The organism is Caballeronia sordidicola (assembly GCF_000729995.1).
Classification (GTDB): domain Bacteria; phylum Pseudomonadota; class Gammaproteobacteria; order Burkholderiales; family Burkholderiaceae; genus Caballeronia; species Caballeronia sordidicola_A.
The window spans coordinates 242,813-269,626 of the sequence record NZ_JNFG01000202.1; the positions used below are offsets into that span (position 1 = coordinate 242,813).

At 61.9% G+C, this 26,814-nt stretch carries 20 protein-coding genes and 1 pseudogene; 10 read left to right on the forward strand and 11 right to left on the reverse strand.

What is annotated here, in order from left to right:
* The first annotated feature begins 45 nt into the window (after positions 1 to 45).
* From alr to FH08_RS0141415, 3 genes are all read left to right on the forward strand, one after another.
* Entirely contained in the window at positions 46 to 1,116 is a 1,071-nt protein-coding gene (gene alr, locus FH08_RS0141405) for an alanine racemase (protein ID WP_031363986.1), read from the forward strand.
* A gap of 43 nt (positions 1,117 to 1,159) precedes the next feature.
* Entirely contained in the window at positions 1,160 to 2,548 is a 1,389-nt protein-coding gene (gene radA / locus FH08_RS0141410; protein ID WP_031363987.1) for a DNA repair protein RadA, read from the forward strand.
* A gap of 201 nt (positions 2,549 to 2,749) precedes the next feature.
* Positions 2,750 to 2,971, forward strand: a complete 222-nt coding sequence (locus FH08_RS0141415; RefSeq protein WP_200878868.1) for a DUF2866 domain-containing protein — start codon at positions 2,750 to 2,752, stop codon at positions 2,969 to 2,971.
* Positions 2,972 to 2,992: 21 nt separating this feature from the next.
* Here the strand turns inward: FH08_RS0141415 and FH08_RS0141420 are convergent, their stop codons facing one another.
* Positions 2,993 to 4,930, reverse strand: a complete 1,938-nt coding sequence (locus tag FH08_RS0141420) for an ATP-binding cassette domain-containing protein (protein ID WP_031363989.1) — start codon at positions 4,928 to 4,930, stop codon at positions 2,993 to 2,995.
* A gap of 202 nt (positions 4,931 to 5,132) precedes the next feature.
* Here FH08_RS0141420 and FH08_RS0141425 point away from each other — a divergent pair, with 202 nt between their 5' ends.
* The 3 genes and pseudogenes from FH08_RS0141425 (at position 5,133) to FH08_RS0141435 (ending at position 6,899) form a co-directional block, all read left to right on the forward strand.
* Complete coding sequence (locus tag FH08_RS0141425) at positions 5,133 to 5,612, forward strand: glutathione peroxidase (protein ID WP_031363990.1); 480 nt, start codon at positions 5,133 to 5,135, stop codon at positions 5,610 to 5,612.
* A 73-nt stretch (positions 5,613 to 5,685) separates the two neighbouring features.
* Positions 5,686 to 5,958, forward strand: a pseudogene (locus FH08_RS0141430) (dihydroxy-acid dehydratase); the annotation flags it as partial.
* A gap of 26 nt (positions 5,959 to 5,984) precedes the next feature.
* The gene (locus FH08_RS0141435; RefSeq protein WP_031363992.1) at positions 5,985 to 6,899 is read left to right on the forward strand and encodes a dihydrodipicolinate synthase family protein; all 915 of its coding nucleotides are present in this window, start codon (positions 5,985 to 5,987) and stop codon (positions 6,897 to 6,899) included.
* A gap of 7 nt (positions 6,900 to 6,906) precedes the next feature.
* Here the strand turns inward: FH08_RS0141435 and cls are convergent, their stop codons facing one another.
* The 6 genes from cls to dapC all read right to left on the reverse strand — a co-directional run bounded on the left by cls (position 6,907) and on the right by dapC (position 13,016).
* On the reverse strand, positions 6,907 to 8,370 hold the full coding sequence (cls, locus tag FH08_RS0141440) for a cardiolipin synthase (protein WP_031363993.1): 1,464 nt from the start codon (positions 8,368 to 8,370) through the stop codon (positions 6,907 to 6,909).
* Positions 8,371 to 8,412: 42 nt separating this feature from the next.
* Positions 8,413 to 9,297: a 50S ribosomal protein L3 N(5)-glutamine methyltransferase gene (gene prmB, locus FH08_RS0141445; RefSeq protein ID WP_031363994.1), complete on the reverse strand. Its 885-nt coding sequence runs from the start codon at positions 9,295 to 9,297 to the stop codon at positions 8,413 to 8,415.
* Between the two features lie 28 nt (positions 9,298 to 9,325).
* Complete coding sequence (dapE, locus tag FH08_RS0141450; protein WP_031363995.1) at positions 9,326 to 10,465, reverse strand: succinyl-diaminopimelate desuccinylase; 1,140 nt, start codon at positions 10,463 to 10,465, stop codon at positions 9,326 to 9,328.
* 107 nt (positions 10,466 to 10,572) lie between these two features.
* A complete protein-coding gene (locus FH08_RS0141455; protein WP_031363996.1) occupies positions 10,573 to 10,935 on the reverse strand; it encodes an ArsC family reductase in 363 nt (120 codons plus the stop codon).
* 3 nt (positions 10,936 to 10,938) lie between these two features.
* Positions 10,939 to 11,766 (reverse strand): 2,3,4,5-tetrahydropyridine-2,6-dicarboxylate N-succinyltransferase, encoded by an 828-nt coding sequence (gene dapD / locus FH08_RS0141460; RefSeq protein ID WP_031363997.1) that lies wholly within the window; start codon positions 11,764 to 11,766, stop codon positions 10,939 to 10,941.
* A 38-nt stretch (positions 11,767 to 11,804) separates the two neighbouring features.
* The gene (gene dapC / locus FH08_RS0141465) at positions 11,805 to 13,016 is read right to left on the reverse strand and encodes a succinyldiaminopimelate transaminase (protein ID WP_031363998.1); all 1,212 of its coding nucleotides are present in this window, start codon (positions 13,014 to 13,016) and stop codon (positions 11,805 to 11,807) included.
* A 483-nt stretch (positions 13,017 to 13,499) separates the two neighbouring features.
* Between dapC and smc the strand changes: the two genes are divergently transcribed.
* The 4 genes from smc to def all read left to right on the forward strand — a co-directional run bounded on the left by smc (position 13,500) and on the right by def (position 21,298).
* Entirely contained in the window at positions 13,500 to 17,015 is a 3,516-nt protein-coding gene (gene smc / locus FH08_RS0141475) for a chromosome segregation protein SMC (protein ID WP_031363999.1), read from the forward strand.
* 246 nt (positions 17,016 to 17,261) lie between these two features.
* Positions 17,262 to 18,512 (forward strand): cell division protein ZipA C-terminal FtsZ-binding domain-containing protein, encoded by a 1,251-nt coding sequence (locus FH08_RS0141480; RefSeq protein WP_031364000.1) that lies wholly within the window; start codon positions 17,262 to 17,264, stop codon positions 18,510 to 18,512.
* Between the two features lie 150 nt (positions 18,513 to 18,662).
* Positions 18,663 to 20,768: an NAD-dependent DNA ligase LigA gene (gene ligA / locus FH08_RS0141485; protein WP_031364001.1), complete on the forward strand. Its 2,106-nt coding sequence runs from the start codon at positions 18,663 to 18,665 to the stop codon at positions 20,766 to 20,768.
* Positions 20,765 to 21,298, forward strand: coding sequence for a peptide deformylase (def, locus tag FH08_RS0141490; protein WP_031364002.1), 534 nt, complete (start codon positions 20,765 to 20,767; stop codon positions 21,296 to 21,298). Before ligA ends, def begins: the two co-directional genes overlap by 4 nt.
* A gap of 234 nt (positions 21,299 to 21,532) precedes the next feature.
* Here the strand turns inward: def and FH08_RS0141495 are convergent, their stop codons facing one another.
* The 4 genes from FH08_RS0141495 to FH08_RS0141515 form a co-directional block, all read right to left on the reverse strand.
* On the reverse strand, positions 21,533 to 21,772 hold the full coding sequence (locus FH08_RS0141495; protein ID WP_031364003.1) for a hypothetical protein: 240 nt from the start codon (positions 21,770 to 21,772) through the stop codon (positions 21,533 to 21,535).
* 219 nt (positions 21,773 to 21,991) lie between these two features.
* Complete coding sequence (locus FH08_RS54245; RefSeq protein WP_326929008.1) at positions 21,992 to 22,741, reverse strand: pseudouridine synthase; 750 nt, start codon at positions 22,739 to 22,741, stop codon at positions 21,992 to 21,994.
* Positions 22,742 to 22,878: 137 nt separating this feature from the next.
* Positions 22,879 to 24,021 carry a hypothetical protein gene (locus FH08_RS54250; RefSeq protein WP_031364005.1) on the reverse strand — a complete coding sequence of 381 codons (1,143 nt, stop codon included), beginning with the start codon at positions 24,019 to 24,021 and terminating at the stop codon, positions 22,879 to 22,881.
* 205 nt (positions 24,022 to 24,226) lie between these two features.
* Positions 24,227 to 26,812, reverse strand: a complete 2,586-nt coding sequence (locus FH08_RS0141515) for a [protein-PII] uridylyltransferase (RefSeq protein WP_031364006.1) — start codon at positions 26,810 to 26,812, stop codon at positions 24,227 to 24,229.
* Positions 26,813 to 26,814 lie beyond the last annotated feature (2 nt).

The following is a 26,814-nucleotide window of genomic DNA, read 5'->3' on the forward strand; positions in this document are numbered from 1 at the left end:
CGCTCCGCTCTTGCATAATCACCTCTCTTTCCAACTGAACTTCCCATGCCGCGCCCGATATCCGCCACCATCCACACCGCTGCACTTGCCAGCAATCTCGCCGTCGCACGCCGTCACGCGCCGAAATCCAAGATATGGGCTGTGGTCAAGGCCAATGCATATGGCCATGGCGTGGCGCGAGCGTTCCCTGGATTGCGCGCAACCGACGGTTTTGGTCTGCTCGACCTCGAAGAAGCGGTCAAGTTGCGTGAGTTGGGCTGGGCCGGTCCTATCTTGCTGCTGGAAGGTTTTTTCCGTCCGACTGATATCGACGTCATCGATCGTTACAGCCTGACCACGGCCGTGCATTGCGATGAGCAGTTGCGGATGCTCGAAATGGCGCGGCTATCGAAGCCGGTCAATATCCAGCTGAAAATGAACAGCGGCATGAACCGGCTCGGTTATACGCCTGAGCGCTTTCGGGCCGCGTGGGAACGCGCGCGGGCTGTGCAGGGCGTGGGCCAGATCACGCTGATGACCCATTTCTCCGATGCCGACGGTCCGCGCGGCATCGATCATCAACTCGAAGCGTTCGAGCGTGGTGCCGAAGGCATCGCGGGCGCGCGCAGTCTTTCCAACTCCGCGGCGACGCTCTGGCATGCAGCCGCGCATTTCGACTGGGTGCGGCCCGGCATCATCTTGTATGGCGCGTCGCCGTCAGGCAAAACGGCCGATATCGCTACGACCGGATTGCGTCCGGCCATGACGCTTGCGTCCGAGTTGATCGGTGTGCAGAGAGTGCCCGCGGGTCACTCGATCGGCTACGGTTCCGTGTTCTCGTCCACAGGTCCTATGCGGATCGGCGTAGTGGCTTGCGGTTACGCGGACGGTTATCCTCGATGTGCGCCCGAAGGCACGCCAGTTATTGTCGATGGCGTGACGACGCGGATTGTCGGCCGGGTGTCCATGGACATGCTGACGGTTGACCTGACGCCGGTCCCAACTGCTGGGATCGGGGCCCACGTGGAGTTGTGGGGCACGAAGCTACCGATCGACGATGTCGCGGCGGCGTGCGGCACGATTGGATATGAGTTGATGTGCGCGGTAGCGCCGCGCGTACCAATGCGCGCGGAATAAAACGTGTTGTTCGAGTAGATAACGACGGAATTCAGGAAGGCGAGTGGCGAAAGTAGCGAAGGTCAAGACACTATACGTATGCAGTGACTGCGGCGGTCAGGCGCCGAAATGGCAAGGTCAATGTCCCGCTTGCGGCGCGTGGAACACGCTGGTCGAGTCGGTGGCGGAGTCGCCCTCGGCGCATCGCTTTCAAGCACTCGCGAAGACCTCTCCGGTGCAGCGCTTGTCAGAGATCGAAGCGTCGGACGTGCCGCGCTTTACCACGGGTATTGGTGAATTCGACCGGGTGCTGGGCGGTGGCCTGGTGGCCGGCGGCGTGGTGCTGATCGGCGGCGATCCGGGCATCGGAAAATCCACGCTGTTGCTGCAATCGCTGGCGGAAATTGCCCGCGAGCGGCCCGCGCTTTATATCAGCGGCGAAGAGTCCGGTGCGCAAATCGCGTTGCGCGCGCAACGGCTGGGCCTTCTCGGCGATTCCGGCAACGCAGCGCCCGATTTGCGCTTGCTGGCGGAAATCCAGCTCGAGCGAATCCAGGCAACGATCGATACCGAGCGGCCGGAAGTGGCGGTCATCGATTCAATTCAAACTGTTTATTCCGAAGCGCTGACTTCCGCGCCGGGTTCTGTTGCGCAAGTGCGCGAATGCGCGGCGCAGCTTACCCGCATTGCGAAGCAGACGGGCACAGCAATCATTATGGTCGGCCACGTGACCAAGGAAGGTAATCTCGCCGGGCCGCGCGTGCTTGAACACATCGTGGATACGGTGCTGTATTTCGAAGGCGACACCCACTCATCGTTCCGGCTCGTGCGCGCGTTCAAGAACCGCTTCGGCGCGGTGAACGAGCTTGGCGTATTCGCGATGACCGAGCGCGGTTTGCGTGGCGTAGCGAATCCGTCGGCGCTGTTTTTATCGCAGCATGAGCAGAGCGTTCCAGGTTCGTGCGTGCTGGTGACGCAGGAAGGTTCGCGGCCGTTATTGGTGGAAGTGCAGGCGCTTGTCGATACCGCGCATGTCCCGAATCCGCGCCGTTTAGCCGTAGGGCTGGAGCAGAACCGGCTTGCATTGCTGCTGGCCGTGTTGCATCGGCATGCGGGCATTGCGTGCTTCGATCAGGACGTATTCCTGAACGCCGTGGGCGGCGTGAAGATCACGGAACCTGCGGCCGATCTGGCTGTATTGCTCGCCATCCACTCGTCGATGCGTAACAAGGCGCTGCCCAAGGGTCTGATCGTGTTCGGCGAAGTCGGGCTGGCAGGTGAAATCAGGCCATCGCCGCGGGGTCAGGATCGGCTGAAGGAGGCCGCAAAACTGGGCTTCTCGATCGCGCTGATTCCAAAGGCGAATGCGCCGAAGCAACCTATCGAAGGGCTCGAAGTGATCGCGGTCGACCGGATTGAAGAGGCGATCGATCGCGTGCGGTCGCTGGCCTGAAGCGTTTCGTGACCGCGCTGCGATCTTGGCGTTGATCGGTCCCTTAGTAATGTCGTGTAAAAAACTGCGAGGTTCGTGTAACCCACGCGGGGCGTGCTTTTTCTATCCTTGTATCGCGACAAACCCGGATACGAGCGGAAAAGGAAAAAGGACCACGCCTTGAAACACGCAGATCAAACTTTGTCTCGCCCTTCTTTTCATATGCGCGGCTGCCGAGTGTCGGCACCCATCCAGCAGCCATGGGGCGGCGGGTGCCGGATCGTCGAGTGGATCGACGCCGAGGGGCAGATATCACGCCGTGTAGTCGCCGAAGACGTGACCGAAGATGAGGTCGTAGCGACCATTCGGCGCCACGTGACGGGACGCAAACACGTACTCGTCGACGACGAAGGAATGCCGCGGCAGACGCTGCCCCGGCGCTAGACCGGGCAGATCAGCGGGCTTTCAGCCGATCTGTTCCAGTTCCTCGTGCGCCTCGAGCCATTGCGCTTCGAGCGCTTCCAGTTGACCGTTCACATCGGCCTGACGGCGGATCGATTCCGTGAGCTTGGCCTTCATGGCAGGCTCGTAACTGGCGGCGTCGGCCACGAAAATATCAAGCTGCCCTTTCTCGGCATTCAGCTTGTCCATCTCCTTCTCGATCTTAGAAATCCGCGATTGCAGCGGCTTTTTCAAATGCGAGAGTTTCTGCCGCTCTTGTGCCTCTAGGCGACGCTGCTCCTTGCGGTTCTGCCCCGATTCCAGCGAATCATCAGTTGAACTACTGCCGGCCATCTCCTTGGCCGCTGCCCGCTGCTCCGCCGCGTGCTGCAGCAGCCAGTCGCGATAATCGTCGAGATCGCCGTCGAACGGTTGCAGCCGGTGCTTTGCCACGAGCATGAAATTATCGGTGGTAGCACGCAGCAAATGGCGGTCGTGCGACACCAGGATTAATGTGCCTTCGAACTGCGCGAGCGCCATGGTCAGCGCGTGACGCGTTTCGAGATCCAGGTGGTTCGTCGGTTCGTCGAGCAGCAGCAAATTGGGCTTTTGCCAAATGATCAGCGCAAGCGCGAGCCGGGCCTTTTCTCCTCCGGAAAACGGCGCGATCTTCGCGGTCGCCATTTCGCCGGAAAAATTGAAGCCGCCGAGGAAATCGCGTAATTCCTGTTCGCGTGTGTCGGGTGCGAGCCGGGCGACATGTTCCAGCGCGGAGTCCTGAGGACGCAGGGTTTCGAGCTGATGCTGCGCGAAATAGCCGATACGCAAGCCCTTACCCTCGCGCACCGTGCCGCTCAACGCTTCAAGCGTGCCGGCCAACGTCTTGATGAGCGTCGATTTCCCCTGTCCGTTCGCACCCAGCAGGCCAATTCGCTGACCGTTCTGGATGGACAGTGTGACGCCTTCCACAATCGGTACTTCGCCGGCTTCTGTGTGATAACCGCAGCGCACGGCCTCCATCACCATCATCGGGTTCGGCGCGGCATCGGGCTCGCGGAATTCGAAAGTGAACGGCGAAGAAGCATGTGCCGGTGCGATGATCTCCATCCGTTCCAGCGCCTTCACGCGGCTTTGCGCCTGCTTGGCCTTGGTCGCCTGCGCCTTGAAACGGTTGATGAAGCTTTGCAGGTGCTCAACCGTCTTCTGCTGCTTCACATACGCGCTTTGTTGCAACGCGATCTGCTGCGCGCGCAGGATCTCAAACTGGCTGTAATTGCCGCCGTAACGCTTGATTTGGCGGTTTTCCAGATGCAGCGTCACGTTGCAGACCGAGTCGAGGAATTCGCGATCGTGCGAGATCACGATCAGCGTTCCCGGATAGCGATGCAGCCAGTCTTCCAGCCAGATGATCGCGTCGAGATCCAGGTGGTTCGTGGGTTCGTCCAGCAGCAGCAGGTCCGAGCGGCACATCAGCGCTTGCGCCAGATTCAGGCGCATGCGCCAGCCGCCGGAGAAGCTGGTCACCGGTTCCTTTGTTTGCGCGAGCGTGAAGCCCAGGCCGATCAGCAGCGTCTCGGCGCGAGCGGGCGCGGTGTAACCGTCGGCGTCGGCGAAAGCGGCGTGCGCGTCGGCTTCAGCGGCGCCGTCGTGAGCCGCCGATGCCGCCGCAATCCGCGCTTCGATGCGCCGTAATTGCGTGTCGCCGTCGAGCGTGTAGTCGAGCGCGGTGCGGTCCACGGCCGGCGTTTCCTGTGCGACGTGCGCGATTTGCCACGACGGCGGCATCGAAAAATCGCCGCCGTCAGCGTGCAAGTCGCCGCGCAGCACTGAGAAGAGCGTGGACTTGCCCGCGCCGTTAGCGCCGATGAGCCCCGCCTTTTCGCCAGGATTGAGCGCGAACGTGGTCTGTTCGAAGAGCGGCTTGGTGCCGCGGGCAAGGCTGAACTGGTTGAAACGAATCACGGCGTGGAAACCCAGGCAAGTACGGGAAAACGCTATTTTAGACCGGCACGGGTGCGCGCCGCCGGCTCATTGACTTGACTCGTGACTTTGGTGCGTGACGTTAGCGCGTGGTTGGCGCGTGTTTGCGCGCCGTTAGCCGTTCGGCCGAATGTTTTTTGATCCCCGTTTCGCTTAGACTGGATTTTTTCAAGCGGAGCATCGAATGAACCCTATCTACTCGTTTTCGGCGGAAACCCTGGGTGGCGAAACCGTCAGCATGGAAAGCTATCAGGGCAAGGTGCTGTTGATCGTGAACACCGCTAGCGAGTGTGGATTCACGCCGCAGTACAAGGGTTTGCAGGAGCTGCACGTACGTTACGCGGATCGCGGGTTTGCGGTGCTGGGTTTCCCGTGCAACCAGTTCGGCAAGCAGGAACCGGGCGACGCCGCTCAAATCGGCAGCTTTTGCGAACAGAACTACGGCGTCACGTTTCCCATGTTTGCGAAGGTCGACGTGAACGGGGCGAACGCGCATCCGCTGTTCCGTTATCTGACCGAGGAAGCGCCGGGCGTGCTGGGGACCGAAGGCATCAAGTGGAACTTCACGAAGTTCCTGGTCGACAAGGAAGGCACCGTGATCACCCGGTTCGGCTCGGTAACGAAACCGGATGCGATTTCCAGCGATATCGAAAAGCTGCTCTGACGGCTGAATTCCACTATTGGGTTGGGTTTATCCGCGCAGGCATGTAGGCCACCGGTTGGGCTGAGGATCTTTCTTGCACATGTCGCCGGAAGCGGCGGCAGGCGGCCCGCTCGCGCTTGTGCAGACCGGCGACATGATCGAACTCGATGTCGACGCGCGCCGGCTGCATCTCGAAGTATCCGACGAGGAACTCGAACGGCGGTGTGCGTCGTGGACCAGGCCGGCGTCGCCCCTGCGCGGTTATGTGAAGCTCTACGTTGATCACGTGTTGCAGGCGGACGAGGGCGCGGATCTCGATTTTCTGGTTGGCGCGAGCGGCGCACCCGTGCCGCGAGACTCTCATTGAACATTGAAGATCAGGCCCGACCCCACATGACTTTAAACAACGACTCTTCGCCCGCCGGCATCTGGCCGGTCCTCTACGCCTATTTCGATGAACACAACCGGCTTGATCGTGAAGCCATGCGAGTGCAGGTCGAGAAGACCATATCCGCAGGTGCTCCCGGCATCGTGATACTCGGTCTTGCAACGGAGGTGCAGCGGTTGTCGCGCACAGAGCGTGAGCAGCTTGTGAACTGGGCGTGCGAGGACATCGCATCTCGCGTGCCGCTGGCGGTCACCGTCACCGGCGATACAGTCCCGGAGCAGACCGAATTCGGCAACTGGGCCGTCGCGCACGGCGCGCAATGGCTGATCCTGCAACCGCCGTCCACGCGTACCGAACCGGAGCGTTTTTACTTCGATTTCTTCGCCGCCGTGATGAACGGTTTAACGAACACGGCCGGCGCGGGTATTCAAAACGCGCCCGAGTATCTGGGCGTCGGTTTGTCGCCGCAAGCGCTGGCCGAATTGGCTCAGCAATGCCCGAACTTCCGCTGGCTGAAAGGCGAGGGTGCGGCGACGGTGCTGCGTGCGACCATCGACTGCCTGGTGGCGGCCGGCAGCACCATGCCCGTCTTCAACGGGCGCGGCGGCCAGGAGTTGCTAGACAACTTGCGCGCCGGCTGCGCAGGCATGATCGTCGCGCCGGATAGCTTCGATCATCAGGTGGAAATCTATCAAGCCTTCGCGCACGATCCGGCCGCGGCGCAACTGCACTATGAGGAGGTGTTGCCGGCGATTGTTTTCGTGATGCAGTCGCTCGATGCGCTCACCTGTTATGGCAAGCGCATCGCGGCATGGCGAATGGGGTTTGAAGTCCAGCACGATCGCGGCATTGCGCCGACTGCATTCGGCCTGGAATGCGCAAGACGATTCGCCGACAGCCTTGGACCGTACGCGAATTAAAACCGCGTCAAAGAATCGGTGAAAACAAGCGCGCGACATGCATCGACATGCGGCGCCAAGCGGGTGCACCGAGATAATCGTCGCGGCTGATTTCCCACGATTGCGCGAAGTCGTCGAGCAGCATTTTTTCGACTTCGCTTGCAAAGTGCCGGTCCACGGTCAGGACCATGATTTCGAAGTTGAGGCGAAACGAGCGGTTGTCGAGATTTGCGCTGCCAATGGCGGCGGACATGTCGTCCACCAGCACCACTTTCTGATGCAGGAAGCCCGGGCGGTATCGAAAGATCTTCACGCCGGCGAGCAGTGCATCGTACGCATAGAGTGTCGACGCAGCGAACACTACGCGATGGTCGCGCCGGCTCGGAATCAGGATGCGCACGTCCACGCCGCGCATAACGGCGAGCCGCAGCGCGGAGAACACGGCTTCATCGGGAATGAGATACGGCGTCGTGATCCAGATCCGCGAACGCGCCGCGTTGATCGCTTCGACGAAAAACAGCGAGCACGTTTCCTGGTGGTCAGCGGGGCCGCTCGCGAGGATGAGGCAACTCATATCGTCCGCTGATGTTTTCGACGCCTCCACTTCCGGAATGCGTTGCGTCGCCCAGTACCAGTCTTCTATGAACACGAACTGGATGCTCGCGACCGCCGGACCGCGCACTTCAATGTGGGTATCGCGCCAGGGCGACAGACGCGGATTCGCGCCGAGATATTCCACGCCTACGTTGTGACCGCCGACGAATGCGCATTCGCCGTCAACAACCACGATCTTGCGATGGTTCCGAAAGTTGATCTGGAAGCGATTGACGAACTTGCGCTTGGTCGCGAACGGATGTGTTTGCACGCCGCCCGCGCGCAAGGTGTTGACGTAGCGTTTGGGCAGATCGAAGCTGCCGATGCTGTCGTAGAGAAAATAGACCCGCACGCCTTGCCGGGCTTTCCTGAGCAGCAGGTCTTTGAGTTTCTCGCCGAGCTCATCGTCGCGAACGATGAAAAACTGCACGATCACATAGACCTTCGCCGCGTCGATGGCTTTGAAGATTGCATCGAACGTGGCGTCGCCGTTGATCAGCACACGCACCGAATTGCCGCGCAAAAATGGCATGCCGCTCAAACGCGTCAGCGCGCGGATGGTCGGATGACCGAGATACTCCGCGGGGTCGCCTGCTGCCGCGCCGCGCAGGCGGGCGGCTTCATCGGGGAAATTCCATTCCGTCGGGTGCGCGCTCTTGCGCAGGATCTCGTTTTCCAGCCGACGCGCGTCAATGTACCCGGCGAACTTGCTGCGCCCGAGAAAGAGATACGGGATCAGCGTGAAGTAGGGCATGGCGACAAGCGACACGGCCCAGGCGACCGCGCCTTGCGAGGTGCGGGTGTTGAGCACCGCGTGGCACGCGGCCGCCGCGCCCAGCAAATGGGCGATCATCACAAACGTGCCGAGATGAAGCCAGTCCTGCGACTCGAAATGCATGTAAGCGGTGCCTGGTAATACGAGTAGTCGAGAGTTGCGCCGTCAGCCCGGCAAGTCGGCTGCCTGGATGAGGAACACGTTGTCGTCGCCGGCGCTGGTCGAGAGCCAGACAATATCGAGGCCGCCGAGCGTGGCTTCAACGTTGGCCCGTTCATTGCCGATTTCGACCACGAGCACGCCGTCTTCGGTCAGCCACTTGCGTGCTTCACCCACAATCCGCTTCACGATATCCATGCCGTTCGCGCCGCCCGCGAGCGCAAGTTCCGGCTCGTGGCGATATTCAGCGGGGAGGGTTTGCATGGCGAGCGCGTTGACGTACGGCGGATTCGTGATGATGACCTCATAACGGCCGACGGGCAGCGGTGCGAACAGATCGCCCTCGTACAACGCGACGCGCGAATCCAGGTCGTAGTCGTCCACGTTCTTATGCGCGACTTCCAGCGCCGGCGCGGAGATATCGACGGCGTCAATGTCCGCATTCAGGAACGCCTGTGCCGCGAGGATCGCGAGGCAGCCGGAGCCCGTGCAGAGTTCAAGCACGCGCGACACTTCGTCGGGATCTTGCACATACGGCTGCAAGCCATCCTGCAACAACTCGCCAATAAACGAACGCGGCACGATCACGCGCTCATCCACGTAGAAGCGGTGCCCGTGCATCCACGCTTCGTTCGTGATGTACGCCGCCGGCACGCGATCCGTCGACCGGCGCTCGATCACTTTCATGATGGCGTCGATTTCGGTGTCGAGCAGGCGTGCGTCGAGGAACGGATCGAGCGTGTCGATCGGCAAATGCAAGGTATGCAGCACGAGGTACGCGGCTTCATCGAATGCATTCGATGAACCGTGGCCAAACGACAAGTCTGCCGCAGTGAAACGCGACACGGCAAAACGCAGCAGATCGCGAACGGTGGTGAAGGGAAGCGCCATCGCAGGCTCCTTATAAGAGTGAGTCGGATCAGGCAAGCAGGGTTTCTAGCACGCGCCTATACACGTTTTTCAACGGTTCGATAAACGCCACCTCAACGTGCTCGTCGATCTTGTGGATGCTGCCGTTGGGCGGTCCGAACTCGACCACCTGTTCACAGATGCGTGCAATGAAGCGACCATCCGAGGTGCCGCCGGTCGTAGACAGTTCGGTCCGCACGCCGGTTTCATCGAGGATGGCTTGTTCCAGCGCGTTCGACAATGTGCCGCGCGGCGTGAGGAACGGCAAGCCGCTCACGCTCCACGTGAGATCGTAGTCCAGCGCGTGCTTATCGAGGATCGCGTGAACGCGGCTTTGCAGTCCTTCCACAGTGCTTGCCGTGGAGAAGCGGAAATTGAACATCAGGTCGATGTGACCCGGGATCACGTTCGTTGCGCCCGTGCCGCTGTGCAGGTTGGAAACCTGCCACGTGGTCGGCGGGAAATATTCGTTGCCGTCGTCCCAATGTGTCGAGACCAGTTCGGCAAGCGCGGGCGCGAGCAAGTGAATCGGGTTCTTCGCGAGATGCGGATAAGCGATATGCCCCTGCACACCTTTTACGACCAGCTTGCCAGACATGGAACCGCGCCGGCCGTTCTTGACCATGTCGCCAAGGATCGCGCTGGAAGTGGGCTCACCAACAATGCAGTAGTCCAGCCGCTCGCCACGCGCTTTCAAGGCTTCGATCACTTTAACGGTGCCGTCGGTGGCGGGGCCTTCTTCGTCGCTGGTGATCAGGAAAGCCAAAGAGCCGCGATGCGACGGGTGCGCCGCGACGAACTCTTCGCTCGACACGACGAACGCCGCGATCGATGTCTTCATGTCCGCCGAACCGCGGCCGTACAACTTGCCGCCGCGGTGGGTCGGCACGAACGGTGGCGAGGTCCATTGTTCCAGCGGACCGGTCGGCACGACGTCGGTGTGGCCGGCGAACGCTAGCAGCTTGCCGTCGGTTCCTTGCGTGCCGCGCTTCACGGCCCAGAGATTCGTGACGCCGCCCGACGCGATCGTTTCGCACTCAAAGCCAATCGCCGATAACCGTTCGATCAGCAAATTCTGGCAATGCTGGTCGTCGGGCGTGACGGACGCGCGCGCGATAAGTTGTTCCGAGAGGAGTAGGGTGCCGGACATGGATTCGAGCCGTTTTCAATAAAAATGCCGGCGTTGCGGCCGGCAGGAATCAAGATTCGCGCTCCTTTTATCAGGGGGCGCGCAAAACTGCGCTGAAAGGTCAAGCCTCAAACGAACAGCGTTTCGTACTTGTCGGCATCGAAACCGAGCGATTTCACTCGGCCGTTCACGACCAGCACGGGCCGCTTGATGATCGACGGCTTGTGGATCATCAACGCGATCGCGCCGGCCGTGGAGCCGGCTTCGTCCTTGTAGGTGTCCGACAGGCCGCGCCAGGTCGTGCCGCGCCGGTTGATCAGTTCATCGAGCGTGACGTCCTTCAGCCAGTCTTGCAACAAGGCCGTGTTTACCCCGGCTTTCTTGAAGTCATGGAATTCGAACGGCACATCATGTTCTTCCAGCCACACGCGTGCTTTTCTTACGGTGTCGCAATTCGGAATCCCATACACGACGATCTTCTTCGCGGCCATGGATCAATCGCCTCGCAGCAACTCGTTCAGGCCGACCTTGGCGCGCGTTTTTGCGTCCACCTTCTTCACGATCACCGCGCAGTACAGGCTGTGCGAACCGTCCTTCGAAGGCAGGTTGCCCGCGACCACCACCGATCCCGCCGGAATGCGGCCATACGTGACCGAGCCCGTTTCACGGTCATAAATCTTGGTGCTCTGGCCGAGATACACGCCCATGGAGATGACTGAGTTCTCTTCCACGATCACGCCTTCCACCACTTCCGAACGCGCACCGATAAAGCAGTTATCTTCGATGATCACCGGGTTCGCCTGCAGTGGTTCCAGCACGCCGCCAATGCCCACGCCGCCTGACAAATGCACGTTCTTGCCGATCTGCGCGCACGAGCCGACGGTGGCCCAGGTATCGACCATCGAGCCTTCATCCACATACGCGCCAATGTTCGTGTACGACGGCATCAGCACGACGTTCTTCGCGATAAACGATCCACGGCGCGCGATGGCCGGCGGCACGACGCGAAAGCCGCCCGCAGCGAAATCTTCAGCGGTGTAGTTGGCGAACTTCGAGGGCACCTTGTCGTAGAACTGGCTGTATCCGCCAGCCGGCATGGGCGCGTTGTCTTCCAGGCGGAACGACAGCAGCACCGCTTTCTTCAGCCATTGATTGACCACCCATTCGCCGTCCCGTTTCTCGGCGACACGCGCCAGGCCCTTATCGAGTTGCTCGATGGCGTGAGCGACGGCGTCGCGCACTTCGGCGGGGGCCGATTTCGGCGACAACTCGGCGCGGTTGTCCCAGGCGGTATCGATGATCTGCTGAAGTTGTTGCGACATGGTCGTGACTTAAGTGAGTGCTGCGATTTAAGGAGGGGTTACTGCGGCAGCGTGCTGCAAAATTCGACGATACGCCGTGCACCTTCCACACATTCGTCGACATCGGCGACCAGCGCAATGCGAATGAAGCCGCTGCCGGGATTCGTGCCATGGGCGTCGCGCGCCAGGTACGAGCCCGGCAAAACCGTCACATTATAGTCGGCGTAAAGGCGGGCGGCGAACTCGGTGTCGGTGAGGCCGGTGCGCGCCACGTTTGCCCACAGGTAGAACGCGGCGTCAGGCAGGCGGACGTCGAGCACCTCGGCGAGCATCGGTGTGACGGTCGTGAATTTCCTGAGGTACAGCGCGCGGTTGTCGCGCACATGCGCTTCGTCTTTCCAGGCAACGACACTGGCGGCCTGGAACATGGGCGAGAGCGCCGCGCCGTGATAGGTGCGATAGAGCAGGAATTGCTTGAGTATCGATGCATCGCCGGCGACGAAACCCGAGCGCATGCCCGGCACGTTCGAGCGCTTCGAGAGGCTGGACAGCATCACCAGCCGTTCGAAACCGCGGCCCAGCTTGTGCGCGGCTTCGAGGCCGCCCAGCGGCGGCGTGGCTTCGTTGAAATAGATCTCGGAATAGCATTCATCGGAGGCAATCACGAAGCCATGCCGGTCCGATAGCGCAAACAACTCGCGCCAGTCGTCGAGCGTCAGCACGGCGCCGGTCGGGTTGCCGGGCGAGCAGACGTAGAGCAATTGCGTGCGCGCCCAGACGGCGTCGGGGACGGCTGCGTAATCACAGGCGAAGTTGCGCGCCGGATTGCTGTTCACGAAGTACGGCTCGGCGCCGGCCAGCAGCGCTGCGCCTTCGTAGATCTGATAGAACGGATTCGGGCACACAACAACAGGCGGTTCACCGCCGCTGCGGCTGTCGATCACGGTTTGCGCCAGCGAGAACAAGGCTTCGCGGGAACCGGAGACGGGCAGGACTTCGGTGGCTGCATCGACTGCGGGCAGGCCGTAGCGCTCTTTGGTCCAGTCAGCAATGGCCTGGCGCAGCGGCTCGCTGCCGGCGGTTGCGGGATACGACGCCAAGCCGGACATCGCATTGACGACTGCCTCGCGGATCAGCGCCGGCGTTGCATGTTTCGGCTCGCCGATACCGAAGCTGATCGGCGCCAAATCCGCACGCGGCGTGACGCCTTTGAATAGCGCGCGCAACTTTTCGAATGGATACGGCTGAAGTTTCTGGAGAAGTGGATTCACGGCGAAGTCGGTGCAGACGATGAAACGACAAGGCTCGGATTATAGCCCTCCGTAGGCCCCTGGTTGGGTTTGCGGGTGCTTTGAAGGGTTTCCGGCGGCGGCTGGAAGACCGGTTTCCACCGTGCGGCGGCATTGGACCATTGGCGCCACCGGTAAGCCTAAATCGACTCGCATGGAGCCCTGCGGAACCCCGGCCCGCCGACCGTCGCGAGCGAAAATGCCTGTGTCAGCAAACCAAAAGAATTCAAGACGGGCGATGGTATGATTGTCACCGTTCGCCGGGTTGCGTGCTTGCGGTTTATATATAGAAGGCCTCAAGCGACAGCATCACGGGTTGCACGCCGTCGCGTTTAATCGACGGGGTTCGACCTACCGCCCGAGCGTTTTCGACCGGCGTTTGTTTTATCTCCTGCCGCACAAGCATCACGGCTCCGAGGCCCGCCGGCCCGTTCTCCCGAATTCTTTTCAATCAGCGATATCGCCGTGCGTCTGACCTCGATAAAACTCGCTGGCTTCAAGTCCTTCGTCGATCCCACCCATTTCCAGGTCCCAGGCCAGCTTGTCGGCGTGGTGGGCCCGAATGGCTGCGGCAAGTCCAACATCATCGACGCCGTGCGCTGGGTGCTCGGCGAATCGCGCGCTTCCGAGCTGCGCGGCGAGTCGATGCAGGACGTGATCTTCAACGGCTCCACGGCGCGCAAGCCGGGCAGCCGCGCCAGCGTCGAACTCATCTTCGATAACGCCGACGGCCGGGCCGGGGGCCAGTGGGGCACCTACGCCGAAATCGCCGTCAAGCGCGTGCTTACGCGCGACGGCACGTCGAGCTACTACATCAACAACCTGCCGGCCCGGCGCCGCGATATCCAGGACATCTTCCTCGGTACGGGCTTGGGGCCGCGTGCGTACGCGATTATCGGGCAGGGCATGATTGCCCGGATCATCGAAGCGAAGCCGGAAGAGTTGCGGGTGTTTTTGGAAGAAGCCGCGGGCGTGTCGAAGTACAAGGAACGCCGCCGCGAGACCGAAAACCGCCTGCACGATACCCGCGAAAATCTGACCCGCGTAGAAGACATCGTGCGCGAGCTGAGCGCGAATCTGGAGAAGCTGGAAGCGCAGGCGATTGTCGCGACGAAGTACAAGACGTTGCAGGCGGACGGTGAGGAGAAGCAGCGGCTCCTGTGGTTGTTGCGCAAAAACGAGGCAGGCAACGAGTCGGAGCGTCAGCAGCGCGCAATCAGCGACGCGCAGATCGAACTCGAAGCGCAAACCGCCAAGCTGCGCGAGGTCGAAGCGCAACTGGAAACCTTGCGCGTGGCGCACTACAGCGCGAGCGACGCCATGCAGGGCGCCCAGGGCGCACTGTACGAAGCGAACTCGGAAGTGGCCAAGCTTGAGGCGGAGATTCGCTTTATCGTGGAATCGCGCAATCGGGTGCAGGCGCAGATCGCTGCGTTGAGCGCTCAGCGCGAACAATGGCATATGCAAGCCGAAAAAGCCCGCGGCGAGATCACGGATGCTGAAGAGGCGCTGGCTATCGGCGAGGAAAAGGCGGCGATCGCGCAGGAAACGGCGGCGGCGAAACACGACGAATTGCCCGCGCTCGAAGCGCGTTTCCGCGACGCCCAGGCCGAGTTGAACGCGGAGCGCGGCGGTATCGCGCAGACTGAACAAGCGTTGAAACTCGAGGCCGCGCATCAGCGTAATGCCGATCAGCAATTGCAGCAGTTGCAGCAGCGTCACGAACGTTTGAAAAGCGAAGCGGGCGGTTTGGATGCGCCGGATGAAGCGCAGCTCGAAGAGTTGCGCATGCAGCTCGCCGAGCACGAAGAAATCCTCGCTGAAGCTCAAGCCCGCCTCTCCGACGCGCAGGATACGCTGCCGCGTCTGGATGGCGAACGTCGCTCGGCGCAGGAGAAAGTGCAGGCCGAAAGCGCGCTGATTCATCAGCTCGAAGCGCGGCTCGCGGCGTTGAAACAATTGCAGGAAAACGTCCAGACCGAAGGCAAGATTCAACCGTGGCTCGATAAACACGAACTCGGCTCGTTGCCGCGCCTGTGGAAAAAGCTGCACGTTGAAGCGGGCTGGGAAACGGCGCTGGAGTCCGTTCTGCGTGAGCGGATCGCGGCGCTGGAAGTATCGAATCTCGACTGGGTGAAGGCGTTCGCGACCGACGCTCCGCCGGCCAAACTGGCGTTCTATGCGCCGCCTAACGCCGGCCGTCCGCAGGAAACGCCTGCCGGATTGCGGCCGCTGCTCGCCCTGCTTCGTATCGATGACGCCGGTCTGCGCGCCGTCCTGACCGATTGGCTGGGCCAGGTTTTTGTCGCCGATGACATCGCCCAGGCGCTGGCCGCGCGTTCGCAATTGCCGGACGGCGCTGCCTTCGTGGTGAAGGCGGGACACGTGGTGACGCGAGTTGGCGTGCAGCTTTACGCCGCCGACTCCGAACAAGCCGGCATGCTCGCGCGCCAGCAGGAAATCGAGAACCTGACGAAGCAAGTGCGCGCGCAAGCCCTGCTCGCCGATGAAGCCAAGGCCGCGGCCGTGCGAGCGGAAGCGGCGCACACGCAGGCGTCCGCAAGTCTCGGCGATGCCCGTTCTTCCGCCGAACGCGCGACCCAACGCGTCCATGCATTGCAAATGGATGTGTTGAAGCTTGCACAGGCGCAAGAGCGCTACATGCAGCGCAGCACGCAGATCCGCGAGGAACTGGCTGAAATCACCGCGCAAATCGATGAACAGCGCGCCCTGCGTGCCGAATCGGAAGCAAATTTCGAGCGTCACGACGGTGAACTCGCCGAGTTGCAGGCACGCTTCGAAGACAATCAACTGGCGTTCGAAGCACTCGACGAATCGTTGACCCACGCCCGTCAGGAAGCGCGCGACCTCGAACGCGCGGCCACCGACGCCAGCTTCGCGGCGCGTGGGCTCGCGGCGAAGATCGAGGAATACCGGCGCAACATCGAAACGGCGAAGGATCAGAGCGAACGCGTAGCCGCTTCACTGGAAGACGCCCGTGCCGAACTCGAAACGATCAACGAGCAAACGGCGCACACCGGCTTGCAGGATGCGCTCGAATTGCGCGCGGCCCGCGAAGCGGCGTTGCAATCGGCACGCATCGAACTCGACGATCTCACCGCGCGCCTGCGTCAGGCCGACGAATTGCGTCTTATCGCGGAACGTTCGCTGCAGCCGTTGCGCGACAAGATCAGCGAGCTGCAGTTGAAGGAACAGGCGGCACGCATCAGCGGCGAGCAGTTCATCGAGCAACTGGCCGCGGCGGGTGTGAATGAAGCCGACTTGCAGGCCAAGCTCACGCCGGACATGAAACCCTCGTATCTGCAGGGCGAAGTCACGCGGCTGAATAACGCAATTGCAGCGCTTGGCGCCGTGAACATGGCGGCGCTCGACGAACTCGCCGCGGCCAGTGAGCGTAAGGAGTTCCTGGACGCGCAATCGGCGGATTTGAACGACGCCATCGGCACGCTGGAAGACGCGATCCACCGGATCGACCAGGAAACGCGTTCGCTGCTGCAAGGCACGTTCGACGAAGTGAACCGTCATTTCGGCGAGCTTTTCCCACGTCTTTTTGGCGGCGGTCAGGCGAAACTCGTGATGACCGGCGACGAAATCCTCGATGCCGGCGTGCAAGTGCTCGCGCAACCGCCGGGCAAGAAGAATTCGACCATTCACTTGCTGTCGGGCGGAGAAAAGGCCCTCACCGCGACCGCGCTCGTGTTTGCGATGTTCCAGTTGAATCCGGCGCCGTTCTGTCTGCTGGACGAAGTGGACGCGCCACTCGACGACGCCAACACGGAACGCTTTGCGAACCTGGTGCGGGCGATGTCGGAGAAGACGCAGTTCCTCTTCATCTCGCACAACAAGATCGCGATGGAAATGGCGCAACAACTGATCGGCGTGACGATGCAGGAACAGGGCGTCTCGCGGATTGTTGCCGTGGATATGGAATCCGCATCGGGTTTCGCCCAGAATGCTTGAACGTTTGACGAGGCTTTTTTAGAACGGACAGCAAGATAGTGTGGATGGAATGGAAAACCGGCCTGGGAGGCCGGTTTTGGCGCGCAGGCGCGGAGTGACCCACGCAGTGCGGAAGAAAAATTCGACATTGCATGGGGCGCAGATCGCGCAGCGCAAGCTCAACAAGCGCTCAATCGAGCGCCGGGTGCCTCAATAGCGCAGCCAGGCGCGCCGAGAGCGCAACCAGAAAAGAATGACGGAGAGTGCATGGACGAGTTGACCCTCGGGTTGATTGGAGCGGGTGCCGTGGTGGTAGGCGGTGTGGTGGTGTACAACGCGTGGCAGGGCGCCAAGGTGCGCCGCAAGATGCCGCGCCCGATGCCTGACGAAGCAGCGGAGTCGCTTGCGCGCAACGACGCAGACGAGGAGCATCCTTTCATCGAACCGACCCGCCCGGTGCGGCGCGAACCCGCCATGGGCGAGGGTGAGGGCGAGAAAGCGGACACGCGGGTCGAGCCGAGTTTCGGCGGCGCGCCGCTTTCCACGGTGGCGCCGGCCGATACCGCAGTCGATATCCAGGCTGAAGCGACTTCGGTAAATGGCGATTTCCCGGAGCCGGATTCGTCACCGCTGTCGCCCATCCTGGCCGACGATGACGACCCGATTTTGCCCGCCGCGACCACGATTTCATCGGCGCCGCCGGCTATCGTGGACCGCCGGATCGATTGCGTGGTGCCGATCCGTTTGCTGGCCCCCATCGCGGGCGAAAAGCTGATTCCGAGCGCGCAGAAGCTACGCCGCGCGGGCGCGAAGCCTGTACATATTGAAGGCAAGCCGGAAGGTGGCACGACCTGGGAATTGCTGAAAAACGGCGCCCGTTATGAAGAGCTGCGCGCAGCGGCACAGTTGGCCAATCGCGGCGGCCCGCTGAACGAACTGGAGTTCTCGGAGTTCGTCACGGGCGTGCAGCGTTTCGCCGATGGTATCGACGGTTCCCCCGAATTCCCCGACATGCTGGAAACGGTCGGCATGGCGCGCGAACTTGACGCTTTCGCGGCTCAATGCGACGCGCAGTTGTCGATCAACATTCTCTCCGACGGCGCGCCGTGGTCGGCAAACTATGTGCAGGCGGTGGCCTCGCAGGATGGTTTGCTGCTGTCGCGCGACGGCACGCGTTTCGTGAAGCTGGACGCACGCCAGAACCCGGTGTTCATGCTGCTTTTCGGCGATACCAACTTCCTGCGCGACGACCTGACGTATAAGGGCGGTCAGATGATCACGCTGGTGCTGGACGTACCGGTGGCCGATGAGGACATCCTGCCGTTCCGCCTGATGTGCGATTACGCGAAGTCGCTGTCCGAGCGCATCGGTGCGCGAGTGGTGGATGATCAGCGCCGGCCGTTGCCGGAATCGTCGCTGCTGGCAATTGAAAAGCAGTTGATGACGCTGTACGCGAAGCTCGAACAGGCCGGTATTCCGGCAGGCTCACCCGCCACGCGTCGATTGTTCAGCCAATAAGACCTCGCGAGGACACCGGTAGGCCAGTTGGACAGTTAGCGATTGCCGTCGCTGATCGTGGCATCGACTGCGCGGTCGATGCCACGATCAGCCGATCTCTGAGACAATCAACAGGTCGGTTTCTTCTAACTATCTAGCCTGTCTCGCCGCATGTCTGCCAAACCGAAAGCTGCTGCCCAAGCTGATTCCGCCGCCTCCGCCACTTCCGCTGCGCACGGCGCGCCTGTCGCGAGCAAAGAGCGGCCGGCTGAACGTGCCGTCTGGCTGCGCACGGAACTCGAGCGCGCCAACTACGCGTATTACGTTCTCGATCAGCCGGATCTGCCCGACGCCGAATACGACGTCCTGTTCAAGGAGCTGCAGCAGATCGAGACCGATCAGCCCGACTTGATCACGCCGGACTCGCCTACGCAACGCGTCGGCGGTCAGGTTGCAACGGGTTTTCAGCCGGTCATGCACGACGTGCCCATGCTCTCGCTGAACAACGGTTTCGCCGACGAAGACATCATCGCGTTCGATAAACGCGTCGCCGACGCGCTCGGTCACGCGCCCGTGGAATACGCGTGCGAACTGAAATTCGACGGCCTGGCCATCTCCCTGCGTTATGACGACGGCATCTTTGTTCAGGCAGCGACGCGCGGTGACGGTGCGACGGGCGAAGAGGTCACGGAGAATGTCCGCACCATCCGGTCGATCCCCCTGAAACTCAAGGGCAAAAACTTGCCGAAGCGGCTCGATGTGCGCGGCGAAGTGCTCATGTTCAAACGCGATTTCGAGAAGATCAATGCGCGCCAACGCGAGGCTGAACAACGCGAGTTCGCGAATCCGCGTAATGCGGCGGCGGGCGGTTTGCGGCAACTCGATCCCAAGATGACCGCGCAGCGCCAGTTGTCGTTTTTCGCTTATGGCATTGGGATGCTGGAAGGCGTGGACATGCCGCCGTCGCACTCGGCGCTGCTCGACTGGTACAAGGAAATGGGCCTGCCGGTCAACTCGGAGCGCGGCGTGGTGCAAGGCGCTGAAGGCCTGCTTGAGTTCTTCCGCAAGACAGGCGAGACGCGCGATGGTTTGCCGTATGACATCGACGGCGTGGTCTACAAGGTCAACCAGCGCGACGAGCAGGACAAGCTGGGTTTCGTCTCGCGTGCACCGCGCTTCGCGCTCGCGCACAAGTTTCCCGCGCAGGAAGCGCTCACGCAGTTGCTGGCTATCGACGTCCAGGTCGGCCGTACAGGCGCCATCACGCCGGTCGCGCGTCTGACGCCTGTGTTTGTCGGCGGCGCGACGGTCACGAATGCAACGCTGCATAACGAAGACGAAGTGCGGCGCAAGGACATTCGTATCGGCGACACGGTGATCGTGCGGCGTGCCGGCGACGTCATTCCCGAAGTGGTCGGCGCGATCCTCGACCGCCGTCCAGACGACGCCCGCGAGTTCGTGATGCCGACCGAGTGCCCGGTCTGCGGATCGAAAATCGAAAGGCTTCCTGACGAAGCCATTGCGCGCTGCACCGGTGGCCTGATCTGTCCCGCGCAACGCAAGCAGGCGCTGTGGCATTTCGCACAACGGCGCGCGCTGGATATCGACGGGTTGGGTGAGAAGATCATCGACCAGCTGGTTGAGCAGAACATCGTGCGCACGCCTGCGGATCTATTCAATCTTGGTGTGGCAACGCTCGCAGCGCTGGACCGTTTCGCCGATAAATCCGCCCAGAACCTGTACGATTCTCTCGAAAAGGCGAAGCAAACCACGTTGCCGCGTTTCCTGTACGCGCTCGGTATTCGTCATGTCGGGGAATCGACGGCGAAAGACCTGGCCAAGCATTTCGGTTCGCTCGATCCGATCATGGCGGCGAGCGTCGAGGAATTGCTGGAAGTGAACGATGTGGGCCCGGTCGTGGCCGAGTCGCTGCACAATTTTTTCAGCGAAGCGCATAACCAGACGGTGATCGAGCAGTTGCGCGCGCCGGGCAAGGTGACGTGGCCCGAAGGGCCGCCCGCGCCGAAGGCGCCGCAGGGCGTGCTCGCCGGCAAGACGGTTGTGCTCACCGGCACGCTGCCCACGTTGTCCCGCGAAGACGCGAAGGAGATGCTGGAGGCGGCGGGCGCGAAAGTGGCTGGATCGGTGTCGAAGAAGACGGATTACGTGGTGGCGGGGGCGGAGGCGGGCAGCAAGCTCGTTAAGGCTGAGGAACTCGGCGTCCCGGTACTCGACGAAGAGGGTATGCGCAAGCTTTTGGAGGGAGAAACACCATGATTCGCGAAATCCTCAAGATGGGCGATCCGCGTTTGTTGCGTATCGCTGAGTCGGTCGATCACTTCGATACGCCCGAGTTGCATGCTCTCGTTGAAGACATGTTCGACACCATGCGCCACGCCAACGGCGCAGGGCTGGCCGCGCCGCAGATCGGCGTGGATGCGCAGGTCGTGATTTTCGGTTTCGCGCACAACGAACGTTATCCGGAGGCCGAACCGGTGCCGGAAACGGTGCTGATCAACCCGATCATCACGCCGGTTTCGCACGACATGGAAGAAGGCTGGGAAGGGTGTTTGTCGGTGCCGGGTTTGCGTGGCGCCGTGCAGCGATACACCATGATCCGCTATCAGGGGTTCGATCAGTACGGCTCACCTATCGAACGGCTCGCGGAGGGATTTCATGCTCGTGTCGTGCAGCACGAATGCGATCACCTGATCGGCAAGCTTTATCCCATGCGGGTTACGGACTTCTCGAAATTCGGCTTCACTGAGATCCTGTTTCCGGGGCTTGATCCGAAAACTGATGATTGATTGATGGGGGGCGAACGGACGGTTTGACAGGCGGTGTTTAGCCGCTGAAAGGAATAAGGGCCGCGAAGAATCGCGGCCCTTTTGTTTGGCGTTTCATGAGATGAGATGCAGCTTTTGTCGCATCGCATGATAAATCGGCGACGCGTTCAGCCGTGCCGGACAGGATCCTGCCGTTTCGCTGGATCAACATCACGCATCACGAATCAAAAACCGCCGAAACCCGGCGGCTTCATGTCAGGCGAAGCTTTTCTTGGGTCCCGACGCCATTTCCGGTTGGCGAAACAATGCGATGTGCTCCGGATTCGCCGATGCCTGCAAGCGCCCGTCCGGCAATCGCGCGATCACAACTTCACCCACGCCCGGGCTCGTCACGACGACTTCATCGCGCACGGCGAGCAGCGCGTCGAGTCGACGCCGGCCGCTGACGATTTCGAGGCCGGTCTTGGTTTCGCGAACAATGATTTCGACGGACATGGCAATTCTCCAGTAGCTCAACGCCTAAGTACACGCGACTCGAAGCGGTAAATTGCGCGTGTACCTGACTAACGGTCATGCGTCATATTTTCTTTAGCCAAAAAGTTGGCCAAAAAAAAATCGATGCGTTCGGCGGGTGCCGTTCGCATCGATTGGTAACAATTTCTTCGTCTTTCCGCGACGATTTAAAGCGCGCGGAAAGCCCTGAGCGAAGCTGCTTTAGAACGCTTCGTCCGCTCCCAGATAACGCCACTGACCCGGCGGCAAGGCGCCGAGCGTCACGCGGCCCATCCGGATCCGCTTCAGGCCGACCACTTCCAGCCCAACCAGCTCGCACATCCGGCGAATCTGGCGCTTTTTGCCTTCACGCAACACAAAGCGCAACTGTTCACCATTTTGCCAGCTGACCTGCGCTGCTTTGAGCGGCACGTCGTCGAGCGAGAGCCCGTGACGCAGCAACGCGAGGCTTTCGGGCGGGAAGTGCGGTTCGATATCGACTTCATGCTCGCCGAATTTCACGCGCACGAGATATTCCTTATCGACGTCCGAATGGCCGCCGATCAGTTGCTTCGCCACCCGGCCGTCCTGAGTCAGGACGAGCAGGCCGGTCGAATCGATATCCAGACGGCCTGCCGGTGCAAGCGTGCGCAGATGCAGCGGCGTGAAACGGATGCCGGACTGGTCATCGGCCCAATGATTGGACGGATTGACCAGCGTGACAGCCGGCTGATACCCGTCTTCCGCCTGACCGGACACGTAGCCGACCGGTTTGTGGATCAGGATGGTCACCTGCTGCATCTGGGCTGCGTGCGCGGCAGGTGCAATTTCAACGTTCTGGTCGGGACGAATCTTGGTGCCGAGCGTATCGATGACTTCGCCGTCGACAAGCACCCAGCCCTTTTCGATCCATTCATCGGCTTCACGGCGTGAGCACAGGCCGAGCTCCGACATCACCTTCGACAAGCGCACGAGTCCTTCTTCATTTTCGCGCGCGATGCGGGCGGGTGAGGGCGGGGCGTCGGCGTCGCGCGGTTTTGACGGCTTCGATACCGGTTTGCGCGCGGCGGGTTTGCGCTCGTCGCCGAAGCGTCCGGAGGTGTCGCGGGCTACGTAAGGGCTGTCGCCCGAGGGCCGTTGGCGGTCGGTGGGCGCCGGACGCGGGCTGCCATCGTGCGCGTGGTTGCGCTCGCGCGGGGCGCCGTTACGGTCGCCGCGGTCATTGAACGCCGGGCGGGGCGTTCGATCGCTGCCCGGGCCACGCGAATCATCGCGAGGCTTGAACGGACGGCGTTCGGCGTCGCCCGAGGGGCGGTCGCCACGTGGGGCGCTGCGGTCGCCGAAGGAGGGACGCGGACCGCGATCACCAAAGGATGGGCGGGGACCGCGATCGCTGCTCGGACCACGCGGCGCGTCGCCACGGGGCGTGAAAGGACGGCGTTCACTGTCGCCGGAAGGGCGGTCACCACGTGGAGCGCCACGATCGCCAAAGGACGGACGCGGACCACGATCGCTGCTCGGACCGCGCGGAGCATCGCCACGAGGTGCGTACGGACGGCGTTCACCATCGCCGGAAGGCCGATCACCGCGCGGAGCGCCACGATCGCCAAACGAGGGACGCGGGCCACGGTCGCTGCTCGGACCACGCGGCGCATCGCCACGCGGCGTGAATGGACGACGTTCGCCATCGCCGGAAGGCCGATCGCCACGCGGAGCACCACGATCTCCGAACGAAGGTCGCGGTCCACGATCACCACTCGGCCCACGCGGCGCATCGCCACGGGGCGTGAAGGGACGGCGTTCACCATCGCCGGAAGGCCGATCACCGCGCGGAGCACCACGATCGCCGAACGACGGACGCGGCCCGCGATCACCACTTGGACCACGCGGAGCATCGCCACGAGGCGCGTACGGACGACGTTCACCGTCGCCGGAAGGCCGATCACCGCTCGGAGCACCGCGGTCGCCAAACGACGGCCGAGGCCCGCGATCACCGCTCGGACCACGCGGAGCATCGCCACGCAGCGTGAATGGACGGCGTTCACCATCGCCGGAAGGCCGATCACCGCGCGGAGCACCACGATCGCCAAACGACGGCCGCGCCCCACGATCACCACTCGGCCCACGCGGCGCATCTCCACGCGGCGCGTACGGACGGCGTTCGCCATCACCGGAAGGCCGATCAACACGCGGAGCGCCACGGTCACCAAACGACGGACGCGGACCACGATCACCCGCACCACGCGAGTCATCACTACGCGCTTTGAAAGGCTTCCGTTCACCCGCACCCGAAGGCCGTGCACCTGCCGGTTTATCGCTACGCACTGGCCGATCGCCGCTCGCCATTTCAGCGCGAGGGGGTTTTTTCCGTCCGGCAGCGCTGCCGGTACGAACGGGTGAACGTGCCGGCGATGCCGGGCGCGGGTGCTTCGCTGTCAGTTTGACGCGCATATATTCTCAGGCTGCGATCGCGCGCAGCAGTTCGGTTTCGACCTGGATCTGTGTCCGGTTGTCGGATAGGGTTTTGCCGTCGAGCAGGAACACGTCTTCCACGCGTTCGCCAAGCGTATTGATCCGCGCCGCATGGACGCCGATCCGGTGCTGGGCCAGAACCCGCGCGATCGAATAAAGGAGGCCCTGCCGGTCGTTAGCCGATACGGACAGGATGTAATACTGACCACGTTCGTCGGGGCGTAAATCCACGCGCGGCGTGATCGGAAAAGTGCGCACAAGCCGTGAAACCCGTCCCTTCGACGGTTCCGGCAAGATGCCCTCGGCAGTCAGCAACATGCTCAACTGCTGTTCAACGAGATTCGCAATGTCGCGATAATGCCCGTCATGGTCGGGATGCGCGACCAGAAAATTGTCGAGTGCGTAGCCGTGCCGGGTGGTCGTGACGCGTGCATCGAGCACGGACAGCCCGTTTTTGTCGAAGTAAGCACAAATCCCGGCGAACAGGTCCGGCCGATCTTGCACATAAACCAGCACCTGGAGCGCGGCGCCAATGGGCGACGGCCTTGCACGCACGATTGGTTTTTCGCTCTCAACGTGTTTATAAAGCACGCGAGTTTGCCAGGCGATATCGGCGGCGTCGTGGCGCAGGAAATAGCCGACGTCGAGCTTATCCCACAACACTTTTTCCGCGTTTTCGGGCACGGTTTCAAGGCGCAACAACGCGAGCGCGTCTTCCTGGCGCGACTTGAGTTCCGAGTGCGCGTGCAGTTCGGCGCCGCCGAGCACGGCGCGCGTGGCGCGGTACAAATCCTCAAGCAGCTTGCCTTTCCACGCGTTCCAGACCTTGGGACTGGTGCCGCGGATATCGGCGACGGTCAGCAGGTACAGAGCGGTCAACCGGCGCTCGGTCTTGACCATCGATGCAAATTGCTTGATGACTTCCAGATCGCTCGTGTCCTGCTTCTGCGCGACCTGACTCATGGTCAGATGCTGTTCCACGAGCCACACCACCAGGTCACTGTCGTCCGCGCCAACATCGTGTTCACGGCAAAAACGGCGTGCATCCGCCATGCCGAGCACGGAATGATCGCCGCCGCGGCCCTTGGCGATATCGTGAAAAAGCGCCGCAATATACAGCACCCACGGGCGCTCGAAATTGCCCATCAACTGGCTGCAGAACGGGTATTCATGCGCGTGTTCGGCCAACGCAAAGCGCCGCAGATTGCGCAACACCATCAGGATGTGCTGATCGACGGTATAGACGTGATACAGGTCATGCTGCATCTGGCCGACAATGCGCCGGAAGTTGAGCAGGTAGCGCCCGAGCACGCTTGTCTGGTTCATCAGCCGCAGCGCATGCGTGATGCCTTCGGGCTGTTTCAGTATCTCCATGAACAGGCGCCGGTTCTCGGCATCCCGCCGCCAGTCGCGGCCCATCAGGTCACGTGCGTTATAGATCGCCCGCAGCGTTCGGGCAGATAACCCCTTCACGCCGCGCGTCTGTTCGTATAGCAGGAACGCTTCGAGAATGGCATTGGGCTCGCGTTCGAAAACGTCGTCGCTGGCGATTTCCAGCATGCCCTGCTTCTCGACGAAACGCTCGTTGAGCACGCGCGTGATGCCGCTCGTCGATGGAAACAGTTGCGCTTCCACGTTCTGGATCAGGATGGTGGCAAGCTGCGTGACGGCTTTGGCGGCCCAGTAGTAGCGGCGCATGAGCTGTTCGCTCGCGCGCTTGGACGACGTCGCCTTGTAGCCGAGGCTTTCGGCCAGTGCTGTCTGCAAGTCGAAGACGAGGATGTCCTGGCGCCGCCGGGCAATCACATGCAGCCGCGCGCGCAGGGTCTTCAGAAAACCTTCGTTGCGGCGCAGTTCGCTGGCTTCGCGTTCGGTGATGAGGTCGCGCGAATCCAGTTCACGCCAACTGCTGCCGAAACCGGCCGCGCGCGAAATCCATAAAATAAGCTGCAAGTCGCGCAGGCCGCCGGGACTTTCCTTGATATTGGGCTCGAGGCTGTACGGCGTGTCTTGGTACTTGGCGTGCCGCTGGCGCATCTCCAGGACTTTCGCCTGGAAGAACGCACGCGGATCAAGCGTCTGCCGATACCGTCCCTCGAATGTCTCGAACAGCGTTTCGTCGCCCACTATGCGTCGCGCTTCCAGCAGCGAGGTCTGGATGGTGATGTCGTTGCTCGCTTCATCTATGCACTGCGTCACCGACCGCACGCTGCTGCCGATTTCCAGGCCAAGGTCCCACGCCATGCCAATCAGCCGCTCGATCCGCGCGGCCAGCGAGGCGGTGTGATCAGGCGTGTCCTCATCGGGCAAGAGAACGAGGATGTCGACGTCCGAGTAAGGTGCAAGCTCGCCGCGCCCATAACCGCCGACTGCAATCAACGCCGCCGATTTCGGCATCGCGCAGGCTTCCCAGGCGCCTCGCAGCGCTTCGTCGGTGGCGCGCGCGAGGGCGTGCATCAGGCCATCGACGTTGGTCGCGCTCTGGAAACGCTCGAGCAGGGCCGCCTTGGCCGTCTTGTAAGAGGCTTTCAACAAATCAGCGCGGGTTGGGGCGTCGGCAGGTACGCTCATGG

What these genes read in the sequence shown, in the direction of transcription:
- alr (WP_031363986.1), top strand. Translation starts at nt 46, where the DNA reads ATGCCGCGCCCGATATCCGCCACCATCCACACCGCTGCACTTGCCAGC.
- FH08_RS0141415 (WP_200878868.1), top strand. Translation starts at nt 2,750, where the DNA reads ATGCGCGGCTGCCGAGTGTCGGCACCCATCCAGCAGCCATGGGGCGGC.
- FH08_RS0141425 (WP_031363990.1), top strand. Translation starts at nt 5,133, where the DNA reads ATGAACCCTATCTACTCGTTTTCGGCGGAAACCCTGGGTGGCGAAACC.
- FH08_RS0141435 (WP_031363992.1), top strand. Translation starts at nt 5,985, where the DNA reads ATGACTTTAAACAACGACTCTTCGCCCGCCGGCATCTGGCCGGTCCTC.
- cls (WP_031363993.1), bottom strand. Translation starts at nt 8,370, where the DNA reads ATGCATTTCGAGTCGCAGGACTGGCTTCATCTCGGCACGTTTGTGATG.
- prmB (WP_031363994.1), bottom strand. Translation starts at nt 9,297, where the DNA reads ATGGCGCTTCCCTTCACCACCGTTCGCGATCTGCTGCGTTTTGCCGTG.
- dapE (WP_031363995.1), bottom strand. Translation starts at nt 10,465, where the DNA reads ATGTCCGGCACCCTACTCCTCTCGGAACAACTTATCGCGCGCGCGTCC.
- FH08_RS0141455 (WP_031363996.1), bottom strand. Translation starts at nt 10,935, where the DNA reads ATGGCCGCGAAGAAGATCGTCGTGTATGGGATTCCGAATTGCGACACC.
- dapD (WP_031363997.1), bottom strand. Translation starts at nt 11,766, where the DNA reads ATGTCGCAACAACTTCAGCAGATCATCGATACCGCCTGGGACAACCGC.
- FH08_RS0141480 (WP_031364000.1), top strand. Translation starts at nt 17,262, where the DNA reads ATGGACGAGTTGACCCTCGGGTTGATTGGAGCGGGTGCCGTGGTGGTA.
- ligA (WP_031364001.1), top strand. Translation starts at nt 18,663, where the DNA reads ATGTCTGCCAAACCGAAAGCTGCTGCCCAAGCTGATTCCGCCGCCTCC.
- def (WP_031364002.1), top strand. Translation starts at nt 20,765, where the DNA reads ATGATTCGCGAAATCCTCAAGATGGGCGATCCGCGTTTGTTGCGTATC.
- FH08_RS0141495 (WP_031364003.1), bottom strand. Translation starts at nt 21,772, where the DNA reads ATGTCCGTCGAAATCATTGTTCGCGAAACCAAGACCGGCCTCGAAATC.
- FH08_RS54250 (WP_031364005.1), bottom strand. Translation starts at nt 24,021, where the DNA reads ATGACTCGCGTGGTGCGGGTGATCGTGGTCCGCGTCCGTCGTTTGGTG.
- FH08_RS0141515 (WP_031364006.1), bottom strand. Translation starts at nt 26,812, where the DNA reads ATGAGCGTACCTGCCGACGCCCCAACCCGCGCTGATTTGTTGAAAGCC.